The organism is Cedecea neteri, from assembly GCF_000757825.1.
GTDB classification, from domain to species: Bacteria; Pseudomonadota; Gammaproteobacteria; order Enterobacterales; family Enterobacteriaceae; genus Cedecea; species Cedecea selenatireducens.
The window spans coordinates 676,248-701,133 of the sequence record NZ_CP009451.1 but is presented as its reverse complement, the minus strand read 5'-3'; the positions used below and the strand labels follow the sequence as shown (position 1 = coordinate 701,133).

Below are 24,886 nucleotides of genomic sequence, written 5' to 3'. Positions count from 1 at the left end.
GATGAAACCTTCTGAAACCATCAAAGTGGTGCCCGCGCGTTACCCGTTACGTACCGTGGGCGCTTTAATAGCGCTGTTCGTGCTGGCGGTGGTGGTGCAATCCGTCGCGTTTAATCCTCGCTGGGAATGGGGCGTTTTTGCGCAATGGTTTTTTAACCCGGTTATCCTTGAGGGGCTGGGGCAAACCTTACTGCTGACGCTGCTGGGCACGGTACTGAGCGTCATACTTGGCGGCCTGCTCGCGCTGGCCAGGCTTTCGTCTTCCTGGCTGTTGAACAGCCTGGCCTGGAGCTACATCTGGCTGTTCCGCTCGCTGCCGCTGATTGTGGTGCTGATCGTGCTCTACAACTTCTCCTATCTGTACGACAAGCTTTCGCTTGGCATTCCCTTCACCAGCATTGTCTGGGGTAGCTACGACACGATTAACGTGCTGGGGCAATTTTCGACGGCGGTTGTCGGGCTGACGCTGGTACAAAGCGCCTACACGGCAGAGATCGTACGCGGCGGTTTTTTGGGCGTGGACCACGGGCAATATGAAGCTGCTGCCGCGCTGGGGTTGCCCGCCTGGCGGCGTACCGTGAGGATTATTCTGCCCCAGGCGCTGCGTACGATCCTGCCCGCCGGGTTCAATGAAATCATCAGCCTGGCCAAAGGTACGGCGATGGTTTACGTGCTGGCGATGCCTGAGCTGTTTTATACCATCCAGATGATCTACAACCGCACCCAGCAGGTTATCCCGCTGCTGATGGTGGCGGCCGTCTGGTACCTGGTGATTACCAGCGTGCTGTCGCTCATTCAGTATCTGGTGGAGCGTTCCCTGGCCCGCAGCGAGCGTCGTTCGGCCATCAACCAAACGCGTACCGCCCGCAGCGCGGCGCCGTCCACAGCCGTCGTATCGCAGGAGCCGATTCATGCCAACCTCTCATAATGGCCACATCTCTATTACCGGCGTCAGCAAATACTTTGGACGCCATAAGGCGCTGGACGATGTTTCGCTGGAGATACCGCCGGGCACGGTAACCGTCATTCTCGGCCCATCGGGCTCCGGGAAATCTACGCTGCTGCGCAGCATCAACCACCTTGAGCGCGTGGATGAGGGCTTTATCCAGATTGACGGCGATTACATTGGCTATCGCCTTAAAGGAGACAAGCTGTATGAGCTTAAAGAAAAGGAGATCCTGCGCCAGCGAGCCAACGTCGGCTATGTCTTTCAGAACTTCAACCTTTTCCCCCATATGACGGTGCTGGAAAACCTGATTGAAGCGCCGGTGGCCCATAAACAGCTGAGCCGCAAAGAGGCGGTTGAGCGCGCGTATGAGCTGCTCGATGTGGTCGGGCTGCGGAATAAAGCTGACGCGTGGTCGCGGCATTTATCCGGCGGCCAGCAACAGCGTATTGCCATTGCCCGCGCTCTGGCGCTTAGCCCGCGCGTAATGCTGTTTGATGAACCCACCTCCGCGCTCGATCCCGAGCTGGTAGGCGAAGTACTGGACGTGATTAAAAGGCTGGCGAGTTCGGGCACCACGCTGGTGGTGGTCACCCACGAAATAGGGTTTGCGCGCGAGGTGGCCGACCAGGTGGTGTTTATGGTGGACGGCAAAATTGTTGAGCAGGGCAGCAGCGACGAAGTGTTGAATCGCCCGCAGCATCCACGTACCCGGCAGTTTTTATCGAAGGTGCTGTGACATGAAATATCGATTAATTGCGCTGTTAGCCTGTGCTTCAGTGACATCGGCGCAGGCGGATATCAACCTGGCCGCCAATGAAAAACCGCTCAGCGTCGCACGGGACGAGCAGGCCATCGCCAAAATTCCTGCTGGCTATCATTTTGTTGAGCCGGGTACGCTGACGGTGGCTATTTCCGCACTTAACTCTCCGCCGCTGGCGCTGCTGGCAAGCGATAACCGCACGCGTATAGGCAGCGACCCGGATATTGCCCGCCTGCTGGCGAATAGCCTGGGCCTGAAGCTAAAGCTGGTGCCCACCGCGTGGGAGGACTGGCCGCTGGGCATTACCTCCGGACGTTATGACGTAGCGCTGGTGAATATTGCCGTAACCGAGCAGCGTAAAGAGAAATTTGATTTTGCGACCTATCGCGTGGACTCGCTCTCTTTTGCGGTGAAGGCCAGCAGCCCGATTCAGGTGATTGGTAAGGCAGAAGATCTCGCCGGGCGCAAAGTCATCGTGGGCGCTGGAACCAATCAGGAGCGCATTCTGCTCGGCTGGAATGCGGAAAACGAACGCGCCGGGCGTGAACCTGCCTTGCCCGTCTACGTTACCGACGACGCTTCCGCGAACCTTTATATTCAATCTGGCCGGGCCGAAGTGTTTTTTGGCCCGCAGTCCATTACGGCGTATAAAGCTGCCCTAACCGGGACAACGCGGGTGGTTGGGCTGGGGCCGAAAAAGGCTTATGTGGCGACAACAACGAAGAAGGGAAACGGGCTGGTATATGCGCTGCAGGCGGCGCTGGATGGCGCAATTCAACGTGGGGAATATCAGCAGGTTCTGGCGAGGTGGGGAGAGCAGGGAGAAGCCGTTACTCAGTCGGAGGTGAATCCACCCGGCATTACTTACTAACAGAAAAGGCCCGCAATGCGGGCCTTAAATCATTTTGCGTTGTCTTAGCGTGGCGCAACGGTGATGCTGTTGCCGCTGCCGGAGATGGCAACACGCTGGCCAACGGAGTAACGGGTATCACCCTGTTTCTGCACGGCCATGATGGTTTGACCATCATCTTTACGGATTTCCAGCTCAACGCCTTTGCTGTTGCCCGCTGCGCCGCCGATGGCGTCGCCAGCCAGGCCGCCTGCTACGGCGCCGCCAGCGGTAGCCAGGGTGCGCCCGGTGCCGCCGCCGACGGTGTTACCCAACAGACCGCCCAGTACTGCACCACCGATGGCACCGATAGTGCTGTTGCCGTCGCTGCCTTTAATGGTGACGGCGCGAACGTGGGTAATGGTACCGTAAGTCACGGTTCTTACCTGTTTAGCTTCGGACGCGTCGTAAACATCGCCGGACAGCCCTTCGTTGGCACAGCCAGCCAGGGTCAGAGCAACCAGTGAAACTGCCAAAATACGTGAAATCATTTGTACCTCTCCTGTGAACCCATCAACGCTCGGTGAGCATCCGTTATGGCTAAATTATATGGCAATTCCTGGCCATAGTTCATGTTTGTTCTACAACAATCCTGTAAAAATAGTAAATCAAACGTCTTTAACAACAATTAAACCGCTGCGCTTTGCTAATTTGGCTTAAGGCGCAGCCCGCCTGTTACGGCAGCTGACACAGATTATTAATAAAAATTATTAATAAATCATGATATTGCGTGCTAATTTAAGCGCATTAATTTACCGCCCCGGCGAGAATAAGGAGTGACGATGAAATCAGGTCGCTATATTGGCGTGATGTCAGGCACCAGTCTGGATGGCATCGATGTGGTGCTGGCCGCTATCGACGAACACCTGGTCGTCCAGCAGGCGAGCTACAGTCACCCGATGCCGCTGGCCATCAAAAACGCCGTTCTTGCCGTGTGTCAGGGGCAGCAGCTCACGCTGTCCCAGTTCGGGCAATTGGACAATCGGCTTGGAAAATTGTTCGCCGAGGCGGTTCAAATCCTGGTAAAACGCGAAGGGCTCCGGCCTGAAGACGTGACGGCCATTGGCTGTCACGGGCAAACCGTCTGGCACGAACCGCACGGCGAAGCTGCCCACACGCTGCAGATTGGCGATAATAACCAAATCGCCGCGTTGACCGGCATCACCGTGGTGGGGGATTTCCGCCGTCGCGACATGGCGCTGGGCGGGCAGGGCGCGCCGCTGGTGCCCGCGTTCCATCAGGCGCTGCTGGCTCATCCGGTAGAACGCCGGATGGTGCTCAATATTGGCGGCATTGCCAACCTCTCGTTGCTGATCCCCGACCAACCGGTCAGAGGTTACGATACGGGCCCTGGCAACATGCTGATGGATGCCTGGATCTGGCGGCAGCGGGGGAAAGGCTACGATAAAGACGCCGAGTGGGCGAGCAGCGGAAAAGTCATCATTCCGTTACTGCAGCAGATGCTCAGCGACCCTTATTTCTCTGCCCCCGCGCCTAAAAGCACCGGACGTGAATACTTTAACTATGGCTGGCTTGAGCGCCAGCTGGCCAGGTTCCCCGCGCTTGCCGGGGAAGATGTGCAGGCCACGCTCACTGAATTGACCGCCACAACCATCGCCGAGCAGGTGTTATTGAGCGGCGGCTGTGAGCGCGTAATGGTGTGCGGTGGTGGCAGCCGTAACCCGCTGCTGATGGCCCGTCTTGCCGCGCTGTTGCCGGGAATTGAAGTCACGACAACCGACGAGGCCGGGATCAGCGGGGACGATATGGAAGCTCTGGCCTTTGCCTGGCTGGCGTATCGCACGATGTCCGGCCTGCCGGGGAATCTTCCTTCGGTGACCGGCGCCTCTGAGCCAACGATACTTGGCGCCATTTATCCGGCAAATCCTCGCCATAATCAGAGTTAACTGAAATTATTTTCTTCCCGTAGCCGCTAAACTGAAGGCGTAAAGGAGGGCGCAGGCCCTCCAGGGATAAGAAGATCTTCAGGATACTCAGATGAAAAAACTGCTTGCTGTCACCCTTCCACTGCTGCTCGCCGGCTGCAGCTACTACAACGCCTTTCTCGAAAAAATGCATACCGATACGCTGGTCTACCAGTGCGACGAAAAGCCGTTGACCGTGAAGCTGAATAACGACAAACAGCAGGTGAGCTTTGTCTACGACAACCAGCTATTGACCCTGACTCAGGGACTTTCCGCCTCCGGGGCGCGTTATACCGACGGCGTTTACGTTTTCTGGTCCAAGGGTGAAGGCGCGACGGTCTATCGTAAAGACAACATCGTGCTGAATAATTGCCAGTTGCAAACGGCCAAACGTTGAGATTTCTTAGGGTGGAGAGCACAATAGCTCCACCCGAGGATAGCCTGACGTAACGCCATGTCTGATAACGACTCTTTGCAACAGATTGCACATTTGCGCCGCGAATACACCAAAGGTGGCCTGCGACGCCACGATCTCACCGACACGCCGCTGCCGCTGTTTGAACGCTGGCTGGCCCAGGCCTGTGAGGCGAAGCTCGTTGACCCTACCGCGATGGTTGTCGCGACGGTCGATGAAAACGGCCAGCCCTATCAACGCATCGTGCTGCTGAAACATTTTGATGAAAAAGGCCTGGTGTTTTACACCAACCTTGGCTCGCGTAAGGCGCATCACCTTGAAACGAACCCGCGCATTAGCCTGCACTTCCCGTGGCATATGCTGGACAGGCAGGTGATGGTACAGGGCACCGCCGAGCGTCTTTCCACGCTTGAGGTACTGAAATACTTCCACAGCCGCCCGAAGGACAGCCAGATAGGCGCCTGGGTGTCGAAGCAGTCGAGCCGTATTTCCGCGCGCGGCGTGCTTGAAAGCAAATTCCTTGAGCTGAAGCAGAAATTCCAGCAGGGCGAAGTGCCGCTGCCGAGTTTTTGGGGCGGCTACCGCGTCAGCATCGAACAGATGGAGTTCTGGCAGGGGGGCGAACACCGCCTGCACGACCGCTTCCTTTACCAGCGCGACGGAGCTGCCTGGAAAATAGACCGCCTCGCGCCGTAAAGCCAGGATTTTCAGCTTAAGGGCTGGTGCTAACTGCGCCAGCCCTTTATTCTATGTGCCCTAAAAATGAATTCTTTCGCCAGTGGGCGAAAAGCCGTGTACCGGCAAAGGTGCAGTCGTATAGAGATGGAGAATTTGATGTCGAACATCAATTTGATAAAACAATTGCAAGAGCGGGGCCTGGTGGCCCAGGTGACGGATGAGGATGCGTTAGCAGAGCGACTGGCGCAGGGGCCAATTGCACTCTATTGCGGCTTCGATCCTACCGCCGACAGCTTGCATTTGGGCCATCTGGTTCCGCTGCTGTGCCTGAAACGCTTTCAGGAAGCAGGCCACAAGCCGGTTGCCCTCGTGGGCGGCGCGACCGGTCTTATCGGCGATCCAAGCTTTAAAGCCGTTGAGCGCAAACTGAACACCGAAGATACCGTGCAGGAGTGGGTGGAAAAAATTCGCCGCCAGGTTGCGCCGTTCCTCGACTTTGACTGCGGTGAAAACTCCGCCGTCGCGGCTAACAACTATGACTGGTTTGGCGGCATGAACGTGCTGACCTTCCTGCGCGACATCGGCAAACACTTCTCTGTTAACCAGATGATTAACAAAGAGGCCGTAAAACAGCGCCTGAACCGTGATGATGTGGGGATTTCCTTTACCGAGTTCTCCTACAACCTGCTGCAGGGCTACGATTTTGCCTGCCTGAATAAACTGCACGGCGTGGTGCTGCAGATTGGCGGTTCCGATCAGTGGGGCAACATTACCTCCGGTATCGACCTGACCCGTCGTCTGCACCAGCAGCAGGCTTTCGGCCTGACCGTGCCGCTGATCACTAAATCTGACGGCACCAAGTTCGGAAAAACCGAAGGTGGCGCGGTCTGGCTCGATCCGAAGAAAACCAGCCCGTACAAATTCTACCAGTTCTGGATAAACACCGCGGACGCCGACGTTTATCGCTTCCTGAAGTTCTTCACCTTTATGGACATTGCGGAAATCAATGCCCTGGAAGAAGAAGACAAGAACAGCGGCGCTGCGCCTCGTGCTCAGTACGTGCTGGCAGAGCAGGTGACTCGTCTGGTTCACGGCGAAGAAGGCCTGACCGCCGCCAAACGTATTACCGCCAGCCTGTTTAACGGCAACCTGAGCGACCTGAGCGAAGCAGACTTCGAACAGCTGGCTCAGGACGGCGTCCCGATGGTTGAAATTGAACGCGGTGCCGACCTGCAACAGGCGCTGGTGGACTCCGAGCTGCAGCCATCCCGTGGCCAGGCCCGTAAAACCATCTCTCAGAATGCCATTACCATTAACGGTGAAAAACAGTCTGACCCGGAATACACCTTCACCGAAGGCGATATTCTCTTTAACCGTTACACCCTGCTGCGTCGCGGTAAAAAGAACTACTGCCTCGTCTGCTGGAAATAAGTTATCGGAATAGAAAAGCACGGCTTACGCCGTGTTTTTTTTTAGCAAGCACAACACCTGGCGATACCCGAGTAGAAAAATGAAAAACATTCTTGCTATCCAGTCCCATGTGGTATTTGGTCATGCCGGCAACAGCGCCGCCGAATTCCCGATGCGCCGCCTGGGCGCTAACGTCTGGCCGCTGAACACGGTGCAGTTCTCTAACCACACTCAGTACGGGAAATGGACCGGCAGCGTAATGCCCGCCAGCCACCTGAGCGAGATTGTGCAGGGGATTGCGGATATAGGGCAGCTGCAGCGTTGTGACGCGGTGCTGAGTGGTTATCTGGGCTCGGCGGAGCAGGGCGAACATATTCTCTCTATCGTGCGTCAGGTGAAGGCGGCTAACCCGAACGCCAAATACTTCTGTGACCCGGTGATGGGCCATCCGGAAAAAGGCTGCATCGTGGCGCCTGGCGTGGCGGAATACCACACGCGCTACGCCATGCCTGCCAGCGATATCATCGCGCCGAACCTGATTGAGCTGGAAATTCTGAGCGGCCACAGCGTGAACAACGTGGCCGAGGCCGTCGCGACGGCCCGCGAGCTTATCGCTCAGGGGCCAGAAATCGTGCTGGTGAAACACCTGGCCCGGGCGGGCTATCAGCAGGATCGTTTTGAAATGCTGCTGGTGACGGCTGAAGAGGCGTGGCACATTCATCGCCCGCTGGTGGACTTCGGCGAACGTCAGCCGGTTGGCGTAGGCGATGTGACCAGCGGCCTGCTGCTGGTTAAGCTGCTGCAGGGTGCGACGCTGCGTGAAGCGCTGGAGCACGTCACGGCGGCGGTGTACGACATCATGATCGTCACCAAACGCATGGCGGAATACGAGCTCCAGCTCGTTGCCGCTCAGGACGGCATCGCCAAACCTGAGCATTACTTCACCGCGGTGAAGCTCTGAAACAGAAACGCCCTCAGCTGAGGGCGTTTTGCTTTTAAGGGATGACTTAAATCCCTTCGGCGGTCAGCGCCGCAGAAACTGCCGGGCGCGCCTTCATGCGTTCAACATAGGCTTCGATATTCGTCAGGCCAGCCAGATCCAGCTTCAGGCCGTACGCCCAGCGCAGCACGGTGAACAGGTAGGCATCTACCACCGTGAAGCGCGAGCCCATCAGCCACTGTTTGTCCTTCAGCTCTTCGTTCACGTACTGGAATTTCTTCTCCAGCTGTTTGCGAACCACGGCCTTGAACTCTTCTGGCGTAGCCGGGTTGAACAGCGGAGAAAAGCCTTTATGCAGCTCGGTCGCCACATAGTTCAGCCACTCCAGCGTGTGGTAGCGGGTCATGCTGCCCGCCGGTGCCAGCAGCTGGCGGTCGGGAACCTTATCTGCCAGATACTGGACGATAGCCACGCCCTCGGTCAGCAAAGAGCCGTCATCCAGCACCAGCGCAGGCACCTGGCCTTTCGGGTTAATGGCGAGGAAATCGTCACCGTTTTCGGTGCGTTTGGTCGCCAGGTCAACTTTTACCAGTGAAAAGTCCAGACCTGACTCACGCAGGATAATGTGCGGGGAGAGGGAACAGGCACCGGGCTTGAAATACAGTTTCATGACTAACTCCTTTAGGGCGCTAAGATAACCTATGGTAGTGCGGACTCGGTGAAAAAAAAAGCCGCCGGCTGTGAGGCCGGCGGCTAAATTATCATTTTTCCGGGGAAAGTTACGCCGTAGCGGTTTCGTTAGCCTTTTCCGCTTTGTCTTCACTCAGCGTCATGCGGTTCAGCTTAGGCGCTGTCAGCAGCATCAGCACGGCAATCACGCCGGTGACGATACCAATCTGCATGAAGACACGACCGTACACTTCCAGAGACAGCAGCGGGTCGGTAACGTTTTCCGGTACCGCCATCAGGCCAGCAACTTTACCGGCGATGATGGCCGCACCTGCGGTGGTCAGGAACCAGCTACCCATAATGAAGCCCATCAGGCGCTGTGGCACCAGCTGTGCAACCATGGCAAGGCCCAGGCCGGAAATCATCAGCTCACCGATACTCTGCAGCGCGTAGCTCAGAATCAGCCAGTTCACGGAAACCATACCCGCGTCGCTGGCAAACTTCGTGCCGACCGGCAGCACCAGGAAGGCGAAGGAGCACAGCACCATACCGATAGCAAACTTGTGCGGCATAGGCAGGCGGTCACCCATCTTGTTGTAGATTGCGGCCAGAATCGGGCTACCAATCATGATCCAGAACGGGTTCAGCGCCTGGAACTGCTCTGCCTCGAAGGTGATGCCGAGAATTTCATGGCCCACGTTACGAATAGCGAAGAAGTTCAGGGAAGTCGGCATCTGGCTGTACAGCACGAAGAAGACGATAGCTTCAACCATCAGGATGAAGGCCACGATCATCTTGCGGCGAGCTGCGCCTTTCATCGCAAAGGCTTCTTTAGCGAAGATAAGGACGATACCCAGGGCAACAACGCCCAGTACGGCGCGAGCAATGCCCTGGTTGTGCAGCAGCCAGGTAGCAACCGCAACCAGCACCACGACGCCGGCGATGGTCGCCATCAGCTTACCGAAGTGTACCGGCGCGAAGTCAGGTTTGGAGCCGTAGTTCTTCACCCACTTTTTGCAGAAGATGAAGTTCACGAGGGTAATCAGCATACCCACGAAGCTCAGGGAGAACGCGGTGCTCCAGCCGTACTGCGCAGCCAGCCACGGGGTGGCGAGCATAGAGAAGAAGGAACCGATGTTGATGGACATGTAGTACATGGTGAATGCACCGTCCAGACGCGGGTCGTCTTTCTCATAGCAGGTAGAAAGCAGCGAGGAAGGGTTAGCCTTGAACAGGCCGTTACCTACCGCGATGGTGGCCATACCGATATAAACCACGCTTACATCGTGGCCGGAGTAGGCAACAAGGGCGTAACCGATAGCCAGTACCACGGTACCGAGCATGATGACGCGTTTTGTGCCAAGTACTTTGTCACCCAGCCAGCCGCCAATGGCAACCAGGCCATAGACCAGGGCGCTAAAGGAGGAGAACAGCGTGATGGAGTCCGCTTCGGACATGCCCAGCATTTTGACCAGGTAAACGGCCATGATGCCCTGCAGGCCGTAATAGCCGAAACGCTCCCAGAGCTCGATGGAGAAAATCAGGTAGAACGATTTAGGTTGCTTGAACGCGTTAAGACTCACGTTTTCTGCTGGTTCTTTGTTTGCAGTCGACACATATACCTCTTTTTTTACATCCCGCTTTAATAAGGGGCTTGCTCATGCCTTACCGCATTGGTAAGCATTTTTCTTGTTATAAGGAAGGAAAAACGGGAGGTAATGTTCACTATCCAGGGGGCTCAGGCAAGGGGTTTGTAATAATCTGTTACATATAACCATGACAAGATAATACGCCATAAGGTGAATTGTTATTCAGCGTTAAATTTTACCAATTCATTTATTAACGATTTTTTGTCTTTTTTAAAAGCGATTTTTTAACATTGCAGTTATATGTTCTGCTTTTTCGCCTTAAATGCAGTGTTAATAACCATATTATTCAATATGCATGGCCTATTGTATTGCAATAGATCCATTAATCCTAACGATAGCAAGGCCTTAGAGATGTTTTGATTACCTTTTCGCAACCTTGAGTTATCAAAGTGATATAGATCACAAATTTATAGAAATTTCTTATCGCAAAAAAACGATTAACCTGGTGAGCCGATTATAGAGCGCACAATATAAAATCTGCCGGCGGATTTAACGGAATAAAAGCGTGCTTTCGGGGTTTTTAACAGGCAGGGGGGTTATAAAGCGCCCGGCGGTAACGCGAGCGCCTGAGTTCAGACGTCTACTTTCTCTTTGAATTCGCAGAGGTCTTCGATAATGCATGAGCCACAGCGAGGCTTGCGGGCAATGCAGGTGTAGCGCCCGTGAAGGATAAGCCAGTGGTGGCAATCGACCTTAAATTCTGCGGGAACGACCTTAAGCAGTTTTTCCTCTACCTGCTCGACGTTTTTCCCTGCGGCGAACTGGGTGCGGTTACAAACCCGGAAGATATGGGTATCAACGGCAATAGTCGGCCAGCCAAAGGCGGTATTAAGCACCACGTTTGCCGTTTTACGGCCCACGCCGGGCAGGGCTTCCAGCGCCGCTCTGTCTTCCGGCACTTCTCCACCGTGCAGCTCCAACAGCATCCGGCAGGTTTTGATGACGTTTTCCGCTTTGCTGTTAAACAGGCCGATGGTTTTGATGTACTCCTTCACGCCGTCCACGCCAAGCGCCAGCATGGCGGCCGGAGTATTGGCGACAGGGTAAAGCTTTGCCGTCGCTTTATTGACGCTGACGTCGGTGGCCTGAGCGGAGAGCAGAACGGCAATCAGCAGCTCAAAGGGGCTGCTGAAGTTGAGTTCTGTCGTGGGGTGAGGATTGTTATCTCTCAGGCGGGTGAGGATCTCAACGCGCTTGCTGTTGTTCATTAAGCCTTCTCTGCAGTGCCTTCCACGGCGGCGCTTTCACGAGCGCGGCGGGCCTTCATTTTTTCATCAATGAGGTATTTTATCGCCAACAGCATGCCAAGGCCAATAAAGGCGCCCGGCGGTAACATGGCGAGCAGGAAAGGCGTGTCGGTGTGGAAGACTTCAATGCGCAGTACTTTTGCCCAGTTGCCAAGCAGGCCGTCTGCGCCGTCAAACAGCGTGCCGTTGCCAATGATTTCGCGCAGAGAGCCCAGCACGAACATCGCGCTGGTGGCGCCAAGGCCGGTAGCAAAGCCGTCCAGAGCGGCATAAGGCACGCTGGCTTTTGCCGCATAAGCTTCGGCTCGCCCTACGACGATACAGTTGGTCACGATAAGCGGGATAAAGATCCCCAGCGACTGGTAGAGCCCAAACGCGTAGGCGTTAATCAGCATCTGCACGATGCTCACCACCGAGGCGATGATCAGCACATAAACCGGAATACGAATCTCAGCGGGCACCCAGCGACGCAGCGCGGAGATTGTGCCGTTAGTTAGCGTCAGCACCAGCGTTGTGGCAAGCCCAAGGCCCAGGGCATTGGTTGCCGTGGAGGTGACGGCAAGCAGTGGACAAAGGCCCAGCAGCTGAACCAGCGCCGAGTTGTTTTTCCATAGCCCGTTTATCAGGACACGTTTTGTTTCGCTCATTGTTGATCTCCACAGGCAGGCAGTTCGTTGAGCTGCGCTGGCAGGGTCTGTGCGAACATGCCTGCACGCTTAACGGCGTTGACCACCGCGCGCGGGGTAATGGTCGCCCCGGTAAATTGGGTAAACTGACCGCCGTCTTTTTGCACCGCCCAGGCCGGGTCATTGCTGCCCTGAATGCGCTTGTTGGCAAAATGCGTTATCCAGTCGCTCAGACGCAGTTCAATCTTGTCGCCAAGGCCCGGCGTTTCATGGTGCTCGGTGACGCGTGTGCCGAGTATGGTGCCGTTAAAATCAGCGGCAACCAGAATTTGTATAGCACCAGAATAGCCGTCCGGCGCGGTAGCTTCCATGACCACGGCAACCGGCTTATCGCCTTTGCGCGCCACGTAGATGTGCCGTGTGCCCTTGCCGAGAGGGGAGTCCTTTACCCGCAGGCAGCTGTCCTGAATGCGGTTATCGTAAACGTCATCTGAAATCACCTGATCGAACAACATCTTTTGCTGCAGCGCAGACTGCTGCGCGATGGTGGGTTTGGTGAGTTCGTTGACCAGTGCCGTAAGTCCGGTAAACAGGGCGGCAAACAGCGCCAGGGCGATGCCATGCTTTTGCATTGTTTTAAACATAGCGTCTCCTTAGCGATGGCCGTAAGCGCGAGGGCGCGTGTAGTAGTCAATCAGCGGCACGGTGATGTTGCCCAGCAGCACGGCAAACGCCACGCCGTCCGGATAGCCGCCGTAGGTACGAATCAGCCAAACCAGCAGGCCAACCAGCGCCCCAAAAATCAGCCGACCGCGATTGGTGGTCGAGGCGGTGACCGGATCGGTCAGGATAAAGAACGCGCCAAGCATGGTCGCGCCTGAGAACAGGTGCACCATCGGCGACAGGCATTTTTCCGGGGAGATAAGCCAGCCGAGCGTGGCGCAGACGGCTAAAGCAACCAGGAAGCCCGCCGGGATATGCCAGCGAATGGTGCCGCGCCACAGCAGGAACAGGCCGCCGGCCAGATAAGCCAGGTTAACCCACTGCCAGCCGAGACCCGCCAGTGCACCGCCGTAGATTGGCGCGCTCAGCAGTTGCTCAGCGGAGTGGCCCGCATGCAGGCCGGTTTTAAACGTGTCCAGCGGCGTCGCCTGGCTGATGCCGTCTACGCCCATGCGTAGCGTATCCATGGTGCCGCCCGCGGTGGTTGCGCCGTGGAAAATTATTTGCAGGCTGTCTACAAAACCAGGCACGGTGGCGGCGATGGACTGCGGAGGCAGCCACGAAGTCATCTGCACCGGGAAAGCAATGAGCAGCACAACATAGCCAATCATGGCCGGGTTGAACGGGTTATTGCCGAGGCCGCCGTAAAGCTGCTTGGCAATGATGATGGCAAACACCATCCCGAGCACCACCATCCACCACGGTGCGAGAGGGGGAATACTGATCCCCAGCAGCAGGCCGGTCAGCAGCGCAGAGTTATCCCCCAGATAGGTTTGCACCGGTCTTTTGCGCAGGCGTAATACCAGCGCCTCTGCGGCCATCGCGCTGACGATCCCCAGCACAACCTGAATCAGCGTTCCCCAGCCAAACCAGTACCACTGCATCGCAATGCCGGGCAGGGCCGCGAGAGAAACCAGCATCATAATCCGCGCGGTGCTGCGCTGGTTATGGGTGAACGGGGAGCTTGCGATTTTAAAAACCATTTATTCCTCTGGAGACATCTGAGCGGCTTTACGTGCCTGAACGCGGGCAATTGCCGCAGCCACTGCAGCTTTGCGTGGGTCTTGTTCTTCTTGTGGTGCAGGTTGTTCGCTTTCTGCCTTCTGCGCTGCTTTACGAGCTTTAGCGCGAGCGATAGCGGCTTCGACAGCGGCTTTACGCGGATCAACGGTTTCGTGCTCAGCGGCCACCGGCTCGGCGTTTTCAGCATTCTGCGCTGCTTTACGAGCTTTAGCGCGAGCGATAGCGGCTTCGACAGCGGCTTTGCGCGGATCGACGGCTTCCTGCTCAGCGGCCACAGGCTCCGCGCTTTCGGCATTCTGCGCAGCTTTACGAGCTTTAGCGCGAGCGATGGCGGCTTCGACAGCGGCTTTGCGCGGGTCCACCTCTGCGCTGACCGTCGATTCTGCCTGTTGTGCTTTCTCCGCCTGGCGAGCACGCGCTTCAGCCTTACGGGCTTCGCGAGCAGCAATTACTTCGCTGTTGTCCGGCACGCTGCCGGCTTGAACGATAATAGGTTCTTCGCTGGCCTGGGCTTTTTTGCTCTTCACGCGGGCAAGGGCAGCCTGAATAGCGTCATTGTCCTTCGCCGTCGGCTGAACTGCCGCATTTTTGTGGCGTTCAAGGCGGGCGGCTTTCTCGCGCTCCAGCCTTTCTTGACGAGCTTCAAAACGAGCTTTGGCTTCAAGAGTGCGTTTTGCTTCCAGTTCTATCTCACGGATCTCGGCTTTTTCCTGACGGAAATACTGCACCAGCGGGATATTACTCGGGCAAACGTAAGCGCAGGCGCCGCATTCGATGCAGTCCGCCAGGTTATGCGCGGTAGCTTTGTCGTGCTGTTGGCCTTTGCTATACCAGTAAAGCTGCTGCGGCAGCAGGTCCGCCGGGCAGGAGTCCGCGCAGGCGCTGCAGCGAATACAGCCTTGTTCTTCTTCCTGCTCGCCCATCTCACTCGGAGAAGGCGCCAGCAGGCAGTTGGTGATTTTTACCACCGGCACGTCCAGCCACGGCAGGGTGAAGCCCATCAGCGGGCCGCCCATAATGACCTTCTGATCCTGGCTCGGGCGGAAGCCTGCAAAAGTCAGCAGGTGGCTTACCGGCGTACCCAGACGCGCCCAGACGTTACCCGGTTGGGTAATAGATTCACCGGTTAAGGTCACAACGCGCTCGGTCAGAGGTTCACCGTCTATCACCGCGCGCTTGATAGCATATGCGGTGCCGACGTTTTGCATCAGAATACCGATGTCGGACGAACGGCCGCCGTGAGGAACCTGCTTGCCGGTCAGAATTTGCGTGAGCTGCTTGGCGCCACCGGACGGATATTTCGTCGGGATCACCCGCAGTTGCATATCGTGGCTGTCTGCCAGCACCGCACGCATCATCGAGATGGCCTGAGGCTTGTTGTCCTCGATGCCGATAAGAATGCGCTGCGGCTTAAGAATATGGGCCAGGATGCGAACGCCTTCGACGATTTGAGCGGCACAATCCTGCATCAGGCGATCGTCGGCGGTGATGTAAGGCTCGCACTCTGCGGCGTTAATAATGAGAGTATCTATTTTGTCGCCGCCGCCCTGCAGTTTACTGCCGGTAGGGAAGCCTGCGCCGCCGAGCCCGGCTACGCCGAACTGGTGAATACGTTCGATAAGCGCTTCACGCGTCTGGCAGCGGTAATCGCTCCAGCCATCTCGCTCTATCCAGCGGTCCTCGCCGTCTGCATCGAGAATAACGCTAAGTTCTGCAAGGGCAGAAGGGTGCGCGGTGGAATGCGGCGCAATATCTTTAACGGTGCCGGAGGTTGGGGCATGCACCGGCAGCATACGCCCGCGACCGCGAGTCAGCGGCTGGCCGCGCAGCACATAATCACCGGGCTTCACGCACAGTTCGCCTTCCGCACCGATATGCTGCTTCAGCGGGATCACGAGCTGGGACGGCAGCGGTACCTGGCGCAAAGGCGTGCCGTTAGACTGGGTCTTCATCTCTGGCGGATGAATGCCGCCGTCAAAGTCCCAAATCCTGTCTTTTTTAAAACGATTGAAGATATTAAGCATGATTGTCCGCCGGGATCATACGCACCGGGATGGTCTGCAAATCCCATTTCCAGCTTTCGGTCGTGGGGCTGACGGGAATCAGTTCGATGCAGCGGGTAGGGCAAGGATCGACACAGAGGTTACAGCCCGTGCACTGGTCGCTAATCACGGTGTGCATGGCGCGGGTCGCGCCGACGATGGCGTCAACGGGGCAGGCCTGAATGCATTTTGTGCAGCCGATGCAGTTCGCTTCGTCAATCACGGCCAGCATTCGCACCGGCTCTGCGGCGGTGGCGTCGCCGTCAATTGGCTGAGGTTCTACGTTCAGGGCGGTAGCAATTTTCAGCATCACGGCTTCGCCGCCGGGCGCGCATAAATTGATTTTCGCTCCCTGATTACCTACGGCTTCCGCATAAGGGCGGCAGCCGGGATAGCCACACTGGCCGCACTGGCTTTGCGGCAGCAGTTCGTCAATGCGGTCGACAATGGGGTCTTCTTCCACTTCGAAGCGGCGAGAGGCATAGCCAAGGATCAGGCCGAACAGCAGCCCCATCAGCGTGACCGAGATAATAGCCATCCACAACGTTGTCATCAGAACTTCACCAGCCCGCTAAAGCCCATAAAGGCGAGGGCCATCAGGCCTGCGGTGACCAGCGCGATAGCGTTACCGCGAAACGGCGCCGGAATATCGGCCACGACCATACGCTCGCGAATAGCGGCAAACAGCACCATCACCAGCGAGAAGCCCAGCGCGGCGGAAAAGCCGTACACCGCAGACTGCAGGAAGTTATGGCCGAGGTTAATATTCAGCAGCGCCACGCCGAGCACGGCGCAGTTGGTGGTAATCAGCGGCAGGAAGATACCCAGCAGGCGATAAAGCGCCGGGCTGGTCTTGCGCACCACCATCTCGGTGAACTGAACGACGACCGCGATAACCAGAATAAAGGCCAGCGTGCGCAGATAAATCAAGTCCAGCGGCACGAGGATAAGTTCGTCAATGATCCAGGCAAAAATAGAGGCGAGCGTCATCACGAAGGTCGTGGCAAGCCCCATCCCGATGGCACTTTCCAGCTTTTTGGAAACCCCCATAAACGGACACAGGCCAAGGAACTTCACTAACACGAAGTTATTGACGAGGACGGTACCAACGAAGAGCAGCAAGTAATCTGACATGATTCGACCTGAAACAAAAAAAGCCGCCTATTATCGACTAATCGGCGGGCGGCGACAACGGGCTATCTATAGGGTTATTACGGGTTAATGAAGGTCTGCTTCACTCGCTTAGAACGCTTCAAATAAGGCACCAGTAATGCGGCGGCGAGCAGGGAAGGCAGCAGCAGCTGTACGGCAACCTTGTCACTGACCGGTGAAAACGCAAAAGATTTAATCGCCAGCAGGACGGTAAGCAGCAGCCAGAGAATATAATGGCGCACTACGTTTTTGCGGCGTTTAAAGAAGGCGATGGTCAGCCAGAGCGTGTAGGCCCACATCGCCATCGCGCAGCCAACGGACAGGCTGAACAACAGCGTTGTTTTGGCGTCCGCGCTGCCCAGAGCCTGACGGGCTTCCGGGGAAAGAATCATCATCAGGAAACTTAGCAGCGCCACGGAGCTGCTGAGCAACGACATCAGCAGCCAGGCCAGCGGGGCAAGCAGCCAGCCAGCAATACGCGGGGGTTGGGTCGTCGTCATGTTTCCTCCCGATTTAAGAATATGGTGAATAAAGCGGGGGGATTATAAGGGATTTTGCCGCTAATGCTACTCGCAGCGGCTATTGAACGTAACGCCAGACCGTTTTAGGCACGCATCCCAGGTCGAAAAGTCTTCCGCCGGAGGCCAGTTCAGCCCTGCGGTGATCCGCCGCCCGGTACATATTCATGATCTCATGGCTGTCCGTGAGGGTGTAATTCAGGTGGTCAAACAGCTTTTCCAGATTTTCCTGAGAGCTGATTTTGCGGAATTTCATCAGGTAATCCAGGGCACTGAGCGGGGATACATTTTCCATAGAGTGTATAAATAATAAATAATGTTCGGGTAAGGGAGAAGCGATGATAAGCGCAAATGAGGCAGCGGCTTAGCGCTATTATTAACCGACGGAATAATTAGGAGTTTTCTTTGCATTTGCCAGGAATATCACGGCAGGGAACACATAAATCCTCCTTGCTTTTAATTTACTAGTTTAAATAAATGCTTTATTTAAAGCCACAATAAATATCAGGCTAATTAGCAATAATGGCGGTCTTTTGCCTGGCAAATACGCAATCCAGAAACTTGCGGTTGTCGCCGGGCGGGGGATAAGGTGAAATGCCGGAGTTCATTACAGAGAGGAAGACAAATGAGTGATACCATCCGCGTCGGGCTTATCGGTTACGGTTATGCCAGTAAGACTTTTCATGCGCCGCTGATTTCCGGTACGCCAGGAATGATCCTCGCAGCAGTATCCAGCAGCGATGCCGAAAAGGTGCACGCTGACTGGCCGGGTATGACGGTCGTTTCCGATCCTCAGCACCTGTTTAAGGACCCCTCTATCGATCTCATTGTCATTCCTACCCCGAATGATACCCACTTTCCGCTAGCCAAAGCGGCGCTTGAAGCCGGGAAGCATGTGGTTGTCGACAAGCCGTTTACCGTGACGCTTTCGCAGGCAAGGGAGCTGGACGCGCTGGCCAAAAAAACAGGCCTGCTGCTCTCCGTGTTCCACAATCGCCGCTGGGATAGCGATTTCCTGACGGTGAAAAATCTGCTGACCGAAGGAACGCTTGGCGAAGTGGCTTATTTTGAATCCCACTTTGACCGCTACCGCCCGCAGGTCCGTAACCGCTGGCGCGAGCAGGCGGGCGTCGGCAGCGGCATCTGGTACGATCTTGGGCCGCACCTGCTGGACCAGGCCATCAACCTGTTTGGGCTTCCCGTCAGCCTGACCGTTGACCTCGCTCAGCTCCGGGCCGGGGCGCAGGCGACCGACTACTTCCATGCCGTGCTGGCTTACCCGCAGCGTCGTGTGGTGTTGCACGGCACGTTGCTGGCGGCGGCGGAAACCGCACGCTATATCGTGCACGGCACTCGCGGCAGCTACATTAAGTACGGCCTCGATCCGCAGGAGGATCGCCTGAAGGCCGGAGAGCGTCTGCCACAGGAGGACTGGGGCTACGACATGCGCGACGGCGTGCTGACGCTGGCGCAGGGCGAACTTATGGACGAGCAAACGCTGCTGACGGTTCCCGGCAACTATCCGGCTTACTACGCGGGCATCCGCGATGCGCTCACCGGCAAAGGGGAAAACCCTGTCCCGGCGGCCCAGGCGATTCAGGTCATGGAGCTAATTGAACTGGGCATGGAGTCCGCGAAAAAGCGCGCGACGCTTAACCTTGCCTGAAAATAACCCTCACCGTAGATGTGAGGGTTTTATCTTTAACGCAGATTATTAAAGTTGTAGGTAAAGGTCAGGCTAAAGCGAACGTCCCGGCGGCTGCTGTCGCTGGGTAAATCCGCCAGCGGCCTGGCCGCCTCAACGGACACGGAGTAGTGGCGGCTGTCGCCCACCATTACCCCGGTGGCGATAGAAGCCAGACGCTGGTGGCGGAAACCTCGCTGATTGAACCAGGTCTGGGCGGTGTCGGCGACGACATAAGGCTGCACCGTGTTAATCCAGACGCCCTTATCGAGGTTGTGGAGATAGCGCATTTCAATCTGCCCGCCGTAGCCATAATCCCCGCTTGCCTCACCGTCAGGGTAGCCCCGGCCATAACGCTGGGCGCCAAAGCTAACCCGCTCGGCTTCGGGCAAATTATTATTAGACCAGTCCCCCTCAAGCGAGGTGCTTAATTTCCAGCGTTCGGCCACCATCCATGCCGCATCGGTATTCGCCTTCCAGCGGGTGAAGTTAAGATTGGTATTAGAACCCTGGGTCACGCTTGCCCCCAGGGAGTCAATACCTTTGCGCAGGGTCAGACGCGCGCTCCAGTTAGCTTTCTCGTATTCGCGGTAGCCCCAGGCCGAAAACTCTGCTGCCGGGTAGCGTGCACGCTGGGTGACGGTAGGCAAATCAATTGTGTTGCCGAAGCCGCTGGCGCGCAGCGCATAATCGTCGCGCTTATCGACATAATCCAGCCCGCCGCTGACCGAAAATTGCTTCTTGCGCTCAAGCAGCAGCGGGTAGCTGAAGGCTATCCCCCCGGTGTACTGGGTGGTTTTTTCCTTTGCATCGATAGAAATGTTCTGCGGCAGATAAAGCAGCGGGGTGTAATCGCGTGGATCTTCGCGATAGAAGCTGCCTTTTAGCTGCATGAGTAACCCGTTATCGGTGAGATATTGCTGATAGTTGGCGCCAAAGTAGGTTTTTTTGGTGCCGCTATCCAACGGAACAAGCGTGGCAAGCCCCAACTGATCGCCGTGGCTGGTGAGGTTGCTGAGCGTGCCGTTAATCAGCGCCAGATTTGAACCTTTACGGGTATCTATCGTGGAGGAGATATCCCAGATATGAGGCTGCGTGGTGTCAACTTTCATATCGGCCGCGCCATAAATGTTATCTGGCAACGCGACGTTAGCCTCGACTTTGGTGGCCGGCGTGCGCTGCATTAGCAGGCTGTAGCGATCGAACGTCGCCTGGCTGAGCGGCTTTTCGTTCATCATTAAAGCCGACAGGCGGCTTAAGCGCTCGCTGGTACTGGCGTTGTCGCTGTTGATATTGCTGTGCGCGATGTATCCCTCAACCAGCACAATACGCACCGTGCCATCGTGGAAGTTATCGCTCGGCAGGTAAGCGTAGGAAAGCGGCAGGCCGTCCTGCTGATAGCGTTGGGTAATGCCGTTGGTTAATGCCACCAGCTGCGACAGCGGCACTGTTTTACCTACCAGCGGCATAAACGGCTGAACCAGCGAGTCAAGCTTGTAGCGAGTACCGCCAATAAATTGCAGATGGTTCACCGTAATTGGCGTCTGTGGAGTGAGCTGTGGCACCGGCAGGGCGGTTTTCACCTCGGGCTGCTTTTGTTGAGCAACCGGGACGGCAAGCGAGCGAGCGGCTTTAGCAGGGTTATTAGGGTCGATTAGCGTGGGGGACATATCAGCGTAGCTGATACTCAGAGTTGCTCCGTACAGCAGCAGTATACCCAGACGATTGTCCATAGTGAGCTCCCTTAACTGCGCAGCGAAGAAATTGCTGTGAAAAAAGTGCTCCCGCCGTTAACGCGGGAGCACGTGTGCCCTGGAAAGCACTATTTAGTTTTCAGAAGGCCGCCGACCGCGCCGGTAATCCCGGCCTGCTGGCCTGAACTTGTGTTGCTCCCTGTCGCGCTGGCGCTAACGTTGGTGGTTAACGAAGAGGTCAGGCCGTTAACGGTGGTGCCGAGGTTAGTCACCAGACCATTACCGCCGATCCCGAGCGAACCGGATGCGCCCGCCGAAACGGAGCCTGAGCTACCGCTGCCGCCGGTTTGCACCGGTTTCACCAATGCGCCGCTATCCGTGACTGCCTGTCCGGTGTTTTGCACCACCTGACCCAGGCCGCCGAGAGAAGGGTTACTGCCGCTGATGTTACTCCCCAGTCCGCTCACTGTACCGCCAGCGGAAGTCAGCAGGTTGCTCACCGGCGTGCCTAAACCGGTTGCGCCGCCAACGGCCTGAGTCGCTTTCTGGGTGTCGGCGAGCGTGGTGTTAACCAGACCCGTCGCGCCGGTTGTCAAATTAGAAACACCTGGACTCTGCACCGTTTGGGTAAGGGCGTTGCCCGCGCCGGTGACAACCTGTCCTGTGGTATTAACCAGCCCGCCTGCCGCGCCGGTCAATCCACCCGCTGGCGTATTGGCGGTTGAGCTTGCCAGGTTTGATCCTATTGCGGAAACCGTGGTGCCAAGCCCTGACACGGCGGTGGTAGAACCCGTCAGCGTAGTGCCCAGTCCGTTAGGGTTGTTCGCATTGCCAAGTCCGTTGGCTACGCCACTACCGACGGTTGAAATTGCAGTTCCCGCGCCGCCGACGGCCACGGCAACCGTTGAGGTTACTGGATTATTAACCGGTAGCTGAGACGCTACGCCGCTGACCGTGCTGCCTACGCCGCCTACTGCACCGCCCACGTCTTTGACGACGTTATTCCCGGCGCTGTTAGAAACGGTTGTGCCGCCGCCAGTTCCTCCGCCGCCGGTACCGCCACCGCCAGTACCGCCGCCAGAGCCCCCACCGCCAGTTCCGGTTCCTCCACCGGAGCCTGAACCGCCACCGTTACCGCCAGAACCAGAACCGCCACCGCCGTTGTTTGCAGTGTCGGTGCCAGTGGTACCGGCAGACCCGGCCGTTTTCGCCGTATTGTGCGAACTGCCGCCGCCGCCGCTACAGGCGGACAGGGAGAATGCGAGAAGTACCGCCATCGCAATTGCGCTGAGGCGGCCAATGTTATTTGAGCGCATAGCAATACTCCACTATTAGCACGCCGGACGGCGTATTAATAAGTGTATGGCGTATTTGAATCGCTGCCACATCACTGGTCATTTAATATGAATTTAAATTTCCAAATGAGAGTTTCGTCTTATTTTTATGCTTTGCTGGCTAATATTAAAAGGGTTAAGCTGATGTTTATCAATTATTTATATTTTTACCATCAGGTAAAAATATAAATAATAAATTCACCTTGATTTACGCTGTTTTGTCTTCTTTAAATAGTTTTAAATTAAGCGTGACTGCATTCTTAATTTAGTTTTAGTTGTGCTACATCTCCGGCGTTTCGCTTTTTGATAAATAATCACGCGGCTTCAGCTTATTTTTTGGCACGTTGCAGAATTGTTAGCTCGCCAGCGCGGCCAATTTGTTGCAAAGTAAAAGCCAAAATGACGTTACACAGACAGAGGACAGGATGGGTTGGCTGCAAAAACTAAAAATTGATAACTTTTTACTGGTAATGATTGGCGTGGTGATCGTGGCGTCGCTATTCCCCTGTGAGGGGATTGTGAAGACCGGGTTTGAATACCTGACGACCTTTGCGATTGCGCTTCTCTTCTTTATGCATGGGGCAAAGCTCTCCCGCGATGCCATCATGGCGGGGATGGGGCACTGGAAACTCCATTTAGTGGTTTTCCTCAGTACCTTTGCGCTGTTCCCGCTGCTGGGGCTGGCGATGGGCTTTCTCTCGCCTGCGATCCTCAGTCAGCCGCTTTATATGGGCTTCCTGTATCTTTGTGCGTTACCAGCCACGGTGCAATCGGCCATTGCCTTTACCTCCGTTGCCGGGGGCAATGTGGCCGCAGCGGTGTGTAGCGCGTCTGCCTCGAGCATCCTGGGTATTTTCCTCTCGCCAGTCCTGGTCGGCGCGCTTATGCAGACTCAGGAAGGCTCTACCGATACGCTGCACGCCATTGGCAAAATTATCATGCAGCTGATGGTGCCGTTTGTTATCGGCCATCTCTCCCGACCGCTGATCGGCAAATGGGTGGATCGTCATAAAAAGCTGATTGGCCTGACCGATCGCTCGTCCATTCTGCTGGTGGTTTACGTGGCGTTCAGCGAAGCGGTAGTCGAGGGAATTTGGCACCAGGTGAACGGCTTCTCGCTGCTGATGGTTCTGGTTTGCTCGCTGGTACTGCTGGCGATTGTGCTGGTGGTGAACACCCTGGCGGCCCGGCTGTCAGGATTTAATACGGCCGATGAGATAACCATCGTTTTCTGTGGTTCGAAGAAAAGCCTGGCCAACGGCGTGCCGATGGCGAACGTGCTCTTCCCGGCCAGCGCTGTGGGGATGATGGTGCTGCCGCTGATGATTTTCCACCAGATCCAGCTGATGGTTTGTGCGGTCCTGGCCCAGCGCTATGCCCGCAAAACGGCGGAAGAAAAACGGCAGCTGGAATCAGCGTCCTGACGCCGGCTGCCGGTACTCGTTACGCGGCCTGAACCTTAGCGATAAGCGCCTGTTTTTCGGCTTCGCTCAGGAAGGCTATCTTCAGGCCATTCTCCTGCGCGGTGCGAATATGCGCCGCGCTGAGGCCGGCCTGAGGTGCGGCCACGGTGTACTCGTGAATAATATCGATGCCCTGAACCGCCGGGTCATCGGTATTAATGGTCGCCAGCACACCGTGATCCAGGAAGGTTATCAGCGGGTGCTTGTCCAGCGCGGCTACGGTGCTGGTCTGGATGTTTGACGTCAGGCAGGATTCGATCCCGATTTTATGTTCGGCCAGGAAATCCATCAGCGCCGGATCCTCTACCGCCTTCACGCCGTGCCCGATACGCTCCGCGCCCAGCTCACGAATCGCCTGCCAGATGCTTTCTGGCCCGGCGGCTTCGCCTGCGTGAACGGTAATGCGCCAGCCCGCATCACGCGCGCGGTTAAAGTGATTCAGGAACAGACTTCCCGGAAAGCCGAGTTCGTCGCCGGCTAAGTCCAGCGCGGTAATGCTGTCGCGGTGGGCGAGCAGGGCGTTCAGCTCGGCCTCACAGGCGGCTTCACCAAAAGTACGGCTCATGATGCCAATCAGGCGCGCTTCAACGCCAAAGTCACGGCAGCCCTGGCGAACGCCTTCGATAACCGCCTCGACTACGCCCGCCACCGGCAGGTTATGGCTCATCGCCATATAGCCCGGAGAGAAGCGCAGTTCGACATAGTGCAGGCCGTTGCGGGCGGCATCTTCAATGTTTTCCCAGGCTACGCGACGGCAGGCATCGAGATCGCCCAGTACCTTCACGCCCCAGTCCAGTTTCTGCAGGAAGCTGACGAGGTCCGGCGCGGTTTCCACGACCTGAACGTGTGGGCGCAGGGTATCGAGAGTATTGGCAGGCAAAGATAAATTAAACTGGCGGCCGAGATCGAGGATGGTTTGCGCACGAATATTGCCATCAAGGTGGCGGTGCAAATCGGTTAACGGCAGGGTGGTATCAATCATGGTCGCACTCTTTTTTGATTAAAGTGCGGCGTATTATAAAAAGAAATCGGGGGCAATTGCTACGGCCGTGAAAACTTTGTTGCGCAAACGTCCCTGTCGTGCGCTCACGGATGA

The 24,886-nt window shown here is 56.4% G+C and carries 25 protein-coding genes; 10 read left to right on the top strand and 15 right to left on the bottom strand.

The features are described from left to right. The first annotated feature begins 1 nt into the window (after window position 1). Genes JT31_RS03060 through JT31_RS03050 form a run of 3 tightly spaced genes read left to right on the top strand, consistent with a single transcriptional unit; the run spans window position 2 to window position 2,580 of the window. Window positions 2-928, top strand: a complete 927-nt coding sequence (locus tag JT31_RS03060) for an amino acid ABC transporter permease (RefSeq protein WP_038473179.1) — start codon at window positions 2-4, stop codon at window positions 926-928. After that, window positions 912-1,685 (top strand): amino acid ABC transporter ATP-binding protein, encoded by a 774-nt coding sequence (locus JT31_RS03055; protein ID WP_038473176.1) that lies wholly within the window; start codon window positions 912-914, stop codon window positions 1,683-1,685. Before JT31_RS03060 ends, JT31_RS03055 begins: the two co-directional genes overlap by 17 nt. Before the next feature lies 1 nt (window position 1,686). Beyond that, a complete protein-coding gene (locus JT31_RS03050) occupies window positions 1,687-2,580 on the top strand; it encodes a transporter substrate-binding domain-containing protein (RefSeq protein WP_038473173.1) in 894 nt (297 codons plus the stop codon). Between the two features lie 44 nt (window positions 2,581-2,624). Here JT31_RS03050 and JT31_RS03045 read toward each other — a convergent pair whose 3' ends face one another. Then, a complete protein-coding gene (locus JT31_RS03045) occupies window positions 2,625-3,089 on the bottom strand; it encodes a glycine zipper 2TM domain-containing protein (RefSeq protein ID WP_038473171.1) in 465 nt (154 codons plus the stop codon). A gap of 291 nt (window positions 3,090-3,380) precedes the next feature. Between JT31_RS03045 and anmK the strand changes: the two genes are divergently transcribed. The 5 genes from anmK (at window position 3,381) to pdxY (ending at window position 7,987) form a co-directional block, all read left to right on the top strand. Further along, window positions 3,381-4,505 carry an anhydro-N-acetylmuramic acid kinase gene (gene anmK, locus JT31_RS03040; protein ID WP_038473170.1) on the top strand — a complete coding sequence of 375 codons (1,125 nt, stop codon included), beginning with the start codon at window positions 3,381-3,383 and terminating at the stop codon, window positions 4,503-4,505. 91 nt (window positions 4,506-4,596) lie between these two features. After that, window positions 4,597-4,920, top strand: coding sequence for a C-type lysozyme inhibitor (gene mliC / locus JT31_RS03035; RefSeq protein ID WP_038473167.1), 324 nt, complete (start codon window positions 4,597-4,599; stop codon window positions 4,918-4,920). Window positions 4,921-4,977: 57 nt separating this feature from the next. After that, window positions 4,978-5,634, top strand: a complete 657-nt coding sequence (gene pdxH / locus JT31_RS03030) for a pyridoxamine 5'-phosphate oxidase (protein WP_038473164.1) — start codon at window positions 4,978-4,980, stop codon at window positions 5,632-5,634. A gap of 138 nt (window positions 5,635-5,772) precedes the next feature. Further along, on the top strand, window positions 5,773-7,047 hold the full coding sequence (tyrS, locus tag JT31_RS03025) for a tyrosine--tRNA ligase (RefSeq protein WP_038473162.1): 1,275 nt from the start codon (window positions 5,773-5,775) through the stop codon (window positions 7,045-7,047). Window positions 7,048-7,126: 79 nt separating this feature from the next. Then, entirely contained in the window at window positions 7,127-7,987 is an 861-nt protein-coding gene (gene pdxY / locus JT31_RS03020; protein ID WP_038473161.1) for a pyridoxal kinase PdxY, read from the top strand. Window positions 7,988-8,033: 46 nt separating this feature from the next. Here pdxY and gstA read toward each other — a convergent pair whose 3' ends face one another. From gstA to ydgT, 11 genes are all read right to left on the bottom strand, one after another. After that, window positions 8,034-8,636, bottom strand: coding sequence for a glutathione transferase GstA (gene gstA, locus JT31_RS03015; RefSeq protein ID WP_038473158.1), 603 nt, complete (start codon window positions 8,634-8,636; stop codon window positions 8,034-8,036). A gap of 109 nt (window positions 8,637-8,745) precedes the next feature. Further along, window positions 8,746-10,251, bottom strand: a complete 1,506-nt coding sequence (dtpA, locus tag JT31_RS03010) for a dipeptide/tripeptide permease DtpA (protein ID WP_038473155.1) — start codon at window positions 10,249-10,251, stop codon at window positions 8,746-8,748. A 605-nt stretch (window positions 10,252-10,856) separates the two neighbouring features. Beyond that, window positions 10,857-11,492, bottom strand: a complete 636-nt coding sequence (gene nth, locus JT31_RS03005; RefSeq protein WP_038473152.1) for an endonuclease III — start codon at window positions 11,490-11,492, stop codon at window positions 10,857-10,859. Next, complete coding sequence (locus tag JT31_RS03000) at window positions 11,492-12,178, bottom strand: electron transport complex subunit E (RefSeq protein ID WP_038473150.1); 687 nt, start codon at window positions 12,176-12,178, stop codon at window positions 11,492-11,494. The genes nth and JT31_RS03000 overlap by 1 nt, the downstream gene beginning before the upstream one ends. Next, on the bottom strand, window positions 12,175-12,801 hold the full coding sequence (gene rsxG, locus JT31_RS02995) for an electron transport complex subunit RsxG (protein ID WP_038473147.1): 627 nt from the start codon (window positions 12,799-12,801) through the stop codon (window positions 12,175-12,177). Before rsxG ends, JT31_RS03000 begins: the two co-directional genes overlap by 4 nt. Before the next feature lie 9 nt (window positions 12,802-12,810). Beyond that, window positions 12,811-13,863 (bottom strand): electron transport complex subunit RsxD, encoded by a 1,053-nt coding sequence (gene rsxD, locus JT31_RS02990; protein WP_038473145.1) that lies wholly within the window; start codon window positions 13,861-13,863, stop codon window positions 12,811-12,813. Continuing rightward, complete coding sequence (gene rsxC / locus JT31_RS02985) at window positions 13,864-15,927, bottom strand: electron transport complex subunit RsxC (RefSeq protein WP_038473143.1); 2,064 nt, start codon at window positions 15,925-15,927, stop codon at window positions 13,864-13,866. Beyond that, window positions 15,920-16,498: an electron transport complex subunit RsxB gene (rsxB, locus tag JT31_RS02980; RefSeq protein WP_038473139.1), complete on the bottom strand. Its 579-nt coding sequence runs from the start codon at window positions 16,496-16,498 to the stop codon at window positions 15,920-15,922. The genes rsxC and rsxB overlap by 8 nt, the downstream gene beginning before the upstream one ends. Then, window positions 16,498-17,079 carry an electron transport complex subunit RsxA gene (gene rsxA / locus JT31_RS02975; protein WP_008456422.1) on the bottom strand — a complete coding sequence of 194 codons (582 nt, stop codon included), beginning with the start codon at window positions 17,077-17,079 and terminating at the stop codon, window positions 16,498-16,500. The genes rsxB and rsxA overlap by 1 nt, the downstream gene beginning before the upstream one ends. Before the next feature lie 77 nt (window positions 17,080-17,156). After that, on the bottom strand, window positions 17,157-17,597 hold the full coding sequence (locus tag JT31_RS02970; RefSeq protein ID WP_038473135.1) for a DUF2569 family protein: 441 nt from the start codon (window positions 17,595-17,597) through the stop codon (window positions 17,157-17,159). 79 nt (window positions 17,598-17,676) lie between these two features. Beyond that, window positions 17,677-17,910, bottom strand: coding sequence for a transcription modulator YdgT (ydgT, locus tag JT31_RS02965; RefSeq protein WP_038473132.1), 234 nt, complete (start codon window positions 17,908-17,910; stop codon window positions 17,677-17,679). 330 nt (window positions 17,911-18,240) lie between these two features. Here ydgT and JT31_RS02960 point away from each other — a divergent pair, with 330 nt between their 5' ends. Then, window positions 18,241-19,281: an oxidoreductase gene (locus JT31_RS02960; RefSeq protein ID WP_038473131.1), complete on the top strand. Its 1,041-nt coding sequence runs from the start codon at window positions 18,241-18,243 to the stop codon at window positions 19,279-19,281. A gap of 35 nt (window positions 19,282-19,316) precedes the next feature. Here JT31_RS02960 and JT31_RS02955 read toward each other — a convergent pair whose 3' ends face one another. Then, window positions 19,317-21,032: a ShlB/FhaC/HecB family hemolysin secretion/activation protein gene (locus tag JT31_RS02955; RefSeq protein WP_038473128.1), complete on the bottom strand. Its 1,716-nt coding sequence runs from the start codon at window positions 21,030-21,032 to the stop codon at window positions 19,317-19,319. An 89-nt stretch (window positions 21,033-21,121) separates the two neighbouring features. After that, complete coding sequence (locus JT31_RS02950) at window positions 21,122-22,309, bottom strand: collagen-like triple helix repeat-containing protein (protein ID WP_038473126.1); 1,188 nt, start codon at window positions 22,307-22,309, stop codon at window positions 21,122-21,124. Between the two features lie 443 nt (window positions 22,310-22,752). On the opposite strand from JT31_RS02950, the gene JT31_RS02945 reads away from it, so the two are divergent. After that, on the top strand, window positions 22,753-23,751 hold the full coding sequence (locus JT31_RS02945) for a bile acid:sodium symporter family protein (protein ID WP_038473125.1): 999 nt from the start codon (window positions 22,753-22,755) through the stop codon (window positions 23,749-23,751). 19 nt (window positions 23,752-23,770) lie between these two features. On the opposite strand, the gene add is transcribed toward JT31_RS02945, so the two are convergent. After that, on the bottom strand, window positions 23,771-24,772 hold the full coding sequence (gene add / locus JT31_RS02940; RefSeq protein ID WP_038473123.1) for an adenosine deaminase: 1,002 nt from the start codon (window positions 24,770-24,772) through the stop codon (window positions 23,771-23,773). Window positions 24,773-24,886 lie beyond the last annotated feature (114 nt).

Bases quoted from the DNA above. Each gene is read 5' to 3' on its own strand.
- JT31_RS03060 (WP_038473179.1), top strand. From the start codon at position 2: ATGAAACCTTCTGAAACCATCAAAGTGGTGCCCGCGCGTTACCCGTTA.
- JT31_RS03055 (WP_038473176.1), top strand. From the start codon at position 912: ATGCCAACCTCTCATAATGGCCACATCTCTATTACCGGCGTCAGCAAA.
- JT31_RS03050 (WP_038473173.1), top strand. From the start codon at position 1,687: ATGAAATATCGATTAATTGCGCTGTTAGCCTGTGCTTCAGTGACATCG.
- JT31_RS03045 (WP_038473171.1), bottom strand. From the start codon at position 3,089: ATGATTTCACGTATTTTGGCAGTTTCACTGGTTGCTCTGACCCTGGCT.
- anmK (WP_038473170.1), top strand. From the start codon at position 3,381: ATGAAATCAGGTCGCTATATTGGCGTGATGTCAGGCACCAGTCTGGAT.
- mliC (WP_038473167.1), top strand. From the start codon at position 4,597: ATGAAAAAACTGCTTGCTGTCACCCTTCCACTGCTGCTCGCCGGCTGC.
- pdxH (WP_038473164.1), top strand. From the start codon at position 4,978: ATGTCTGATAACGACTCTTTGCAACAGATTGCACATTTGCGCCGCGAA.
- tyrS (WP_038473162.1), top strand. From the start codon at position 5,773: ATGTCGAACATCAATTTGATAAAACAATTGCAAGAGCGGGGCCTGGTG.
- pdxY (WP_038473161.1), top strand. From the start codon at position 7,127: ATGAAAAACATTCTTGCTATCCAGTCCCATGTGGTATTTGGTCATGCC.
- gstA (WP_038473158.1), bottom strand. From the start codon at position 8,636: ATGAAACTGTATTTCAAGCCCGGTGCCTGTTCCCTCTCCCCGCACATT.
- nth (WP_038473152.1), bottom strand. From the start codon at position 11,492: ATGAACAACAGCAAGCGCGTTGAGATCCTCACCCGCCTGAGAGATAAC.
- JT31_RS03000 (WP_038473150.1), bottom strand. From the start codon at position 12,178: ATGAGCGAAACAAAACGTGTCCTGATAAACGGGCTATGGAAAAACAAC.
- rsxG (WP_038473147.1), bottom strand. From the start codon at position 12,801: ATGTTTAAAACAATGCAAAAGCATGGCATCGCCCTGGCGCTGTTTGCC.
- rsxD (WP_038473145.1), bottom strand. From the start codon at position 13,863: ATGGTTTTTAAAATCGCAAGCTCCCCGTTCACCCATAACCAGCGCAGC.
- rsxC (WP_038473143.1), bottom strand. From the start codon at position 15,927: ATGCTTAATATCTTCAATCGTTTTAAAAAAGACAGGATTTGGGACTTT.
- rsxB (WP_038473139.1), bottom strand. From the start codon at position 16,498: ATGACAACGTTGTGGATGGCTATTATCTCGGTCACGCTGATGGGGCTG.
- rsxA (WP_008456422.1), bottom strand. From the start codon at position 17,079: ATGTCAGATTACTTGCTGCTCTTCGTTGGTACCGTCCTCGTCAATAAC.
- JT31_RS02970 (WP_038473135.1), bottom strand. From the start codon at position 17,597: ATGACGACGACCCAACCCCCGCGTATTGCTGGCTGGCTGCTTGCCCCG.
- ydgT (WP_038473132.1), bottom strand. From the start codon at position 17,910: ATGGAAAATGTATCCCCGCTCAGTGCCCTGGATTACCTGATGAAATTC.
- JT31_RS02960 (WP_038473131.1), top strand. From the start codon at position 18,241: ATGAGTGATACCATCCGCGTCGGGCTTATCGGTTACGGTTATGCCAGT.
- JT31_RS02955 (WP_038473128.1), bottom strand. From the start codon at position 21,032: ATGGACAATCGTCTGGGTATACTGCTGCTGTACGGAGCAACTCTGAGT.
- JT31_RS02950 (WP_038473126.1), bottom strand. From the start codon at position 22,309: ATGCGCTCAAATAACATTGGCCGCCTCAGCGCAATTGCGATGGCGGTA.
- JT31_RS02945 (WP_038473125.1), top strand. From the start codon at position 22,753: ATGGGTTGGCTGCAAAAACTAAAAATTGATAACTTTTTACTGGTAATG.
- add (WP_038473123.1), bottom strand. From the start codon at position 24,772: ATGATTGATACCACCCTGCCGTTAACCGATTTGCACCGCCACCTTGAT.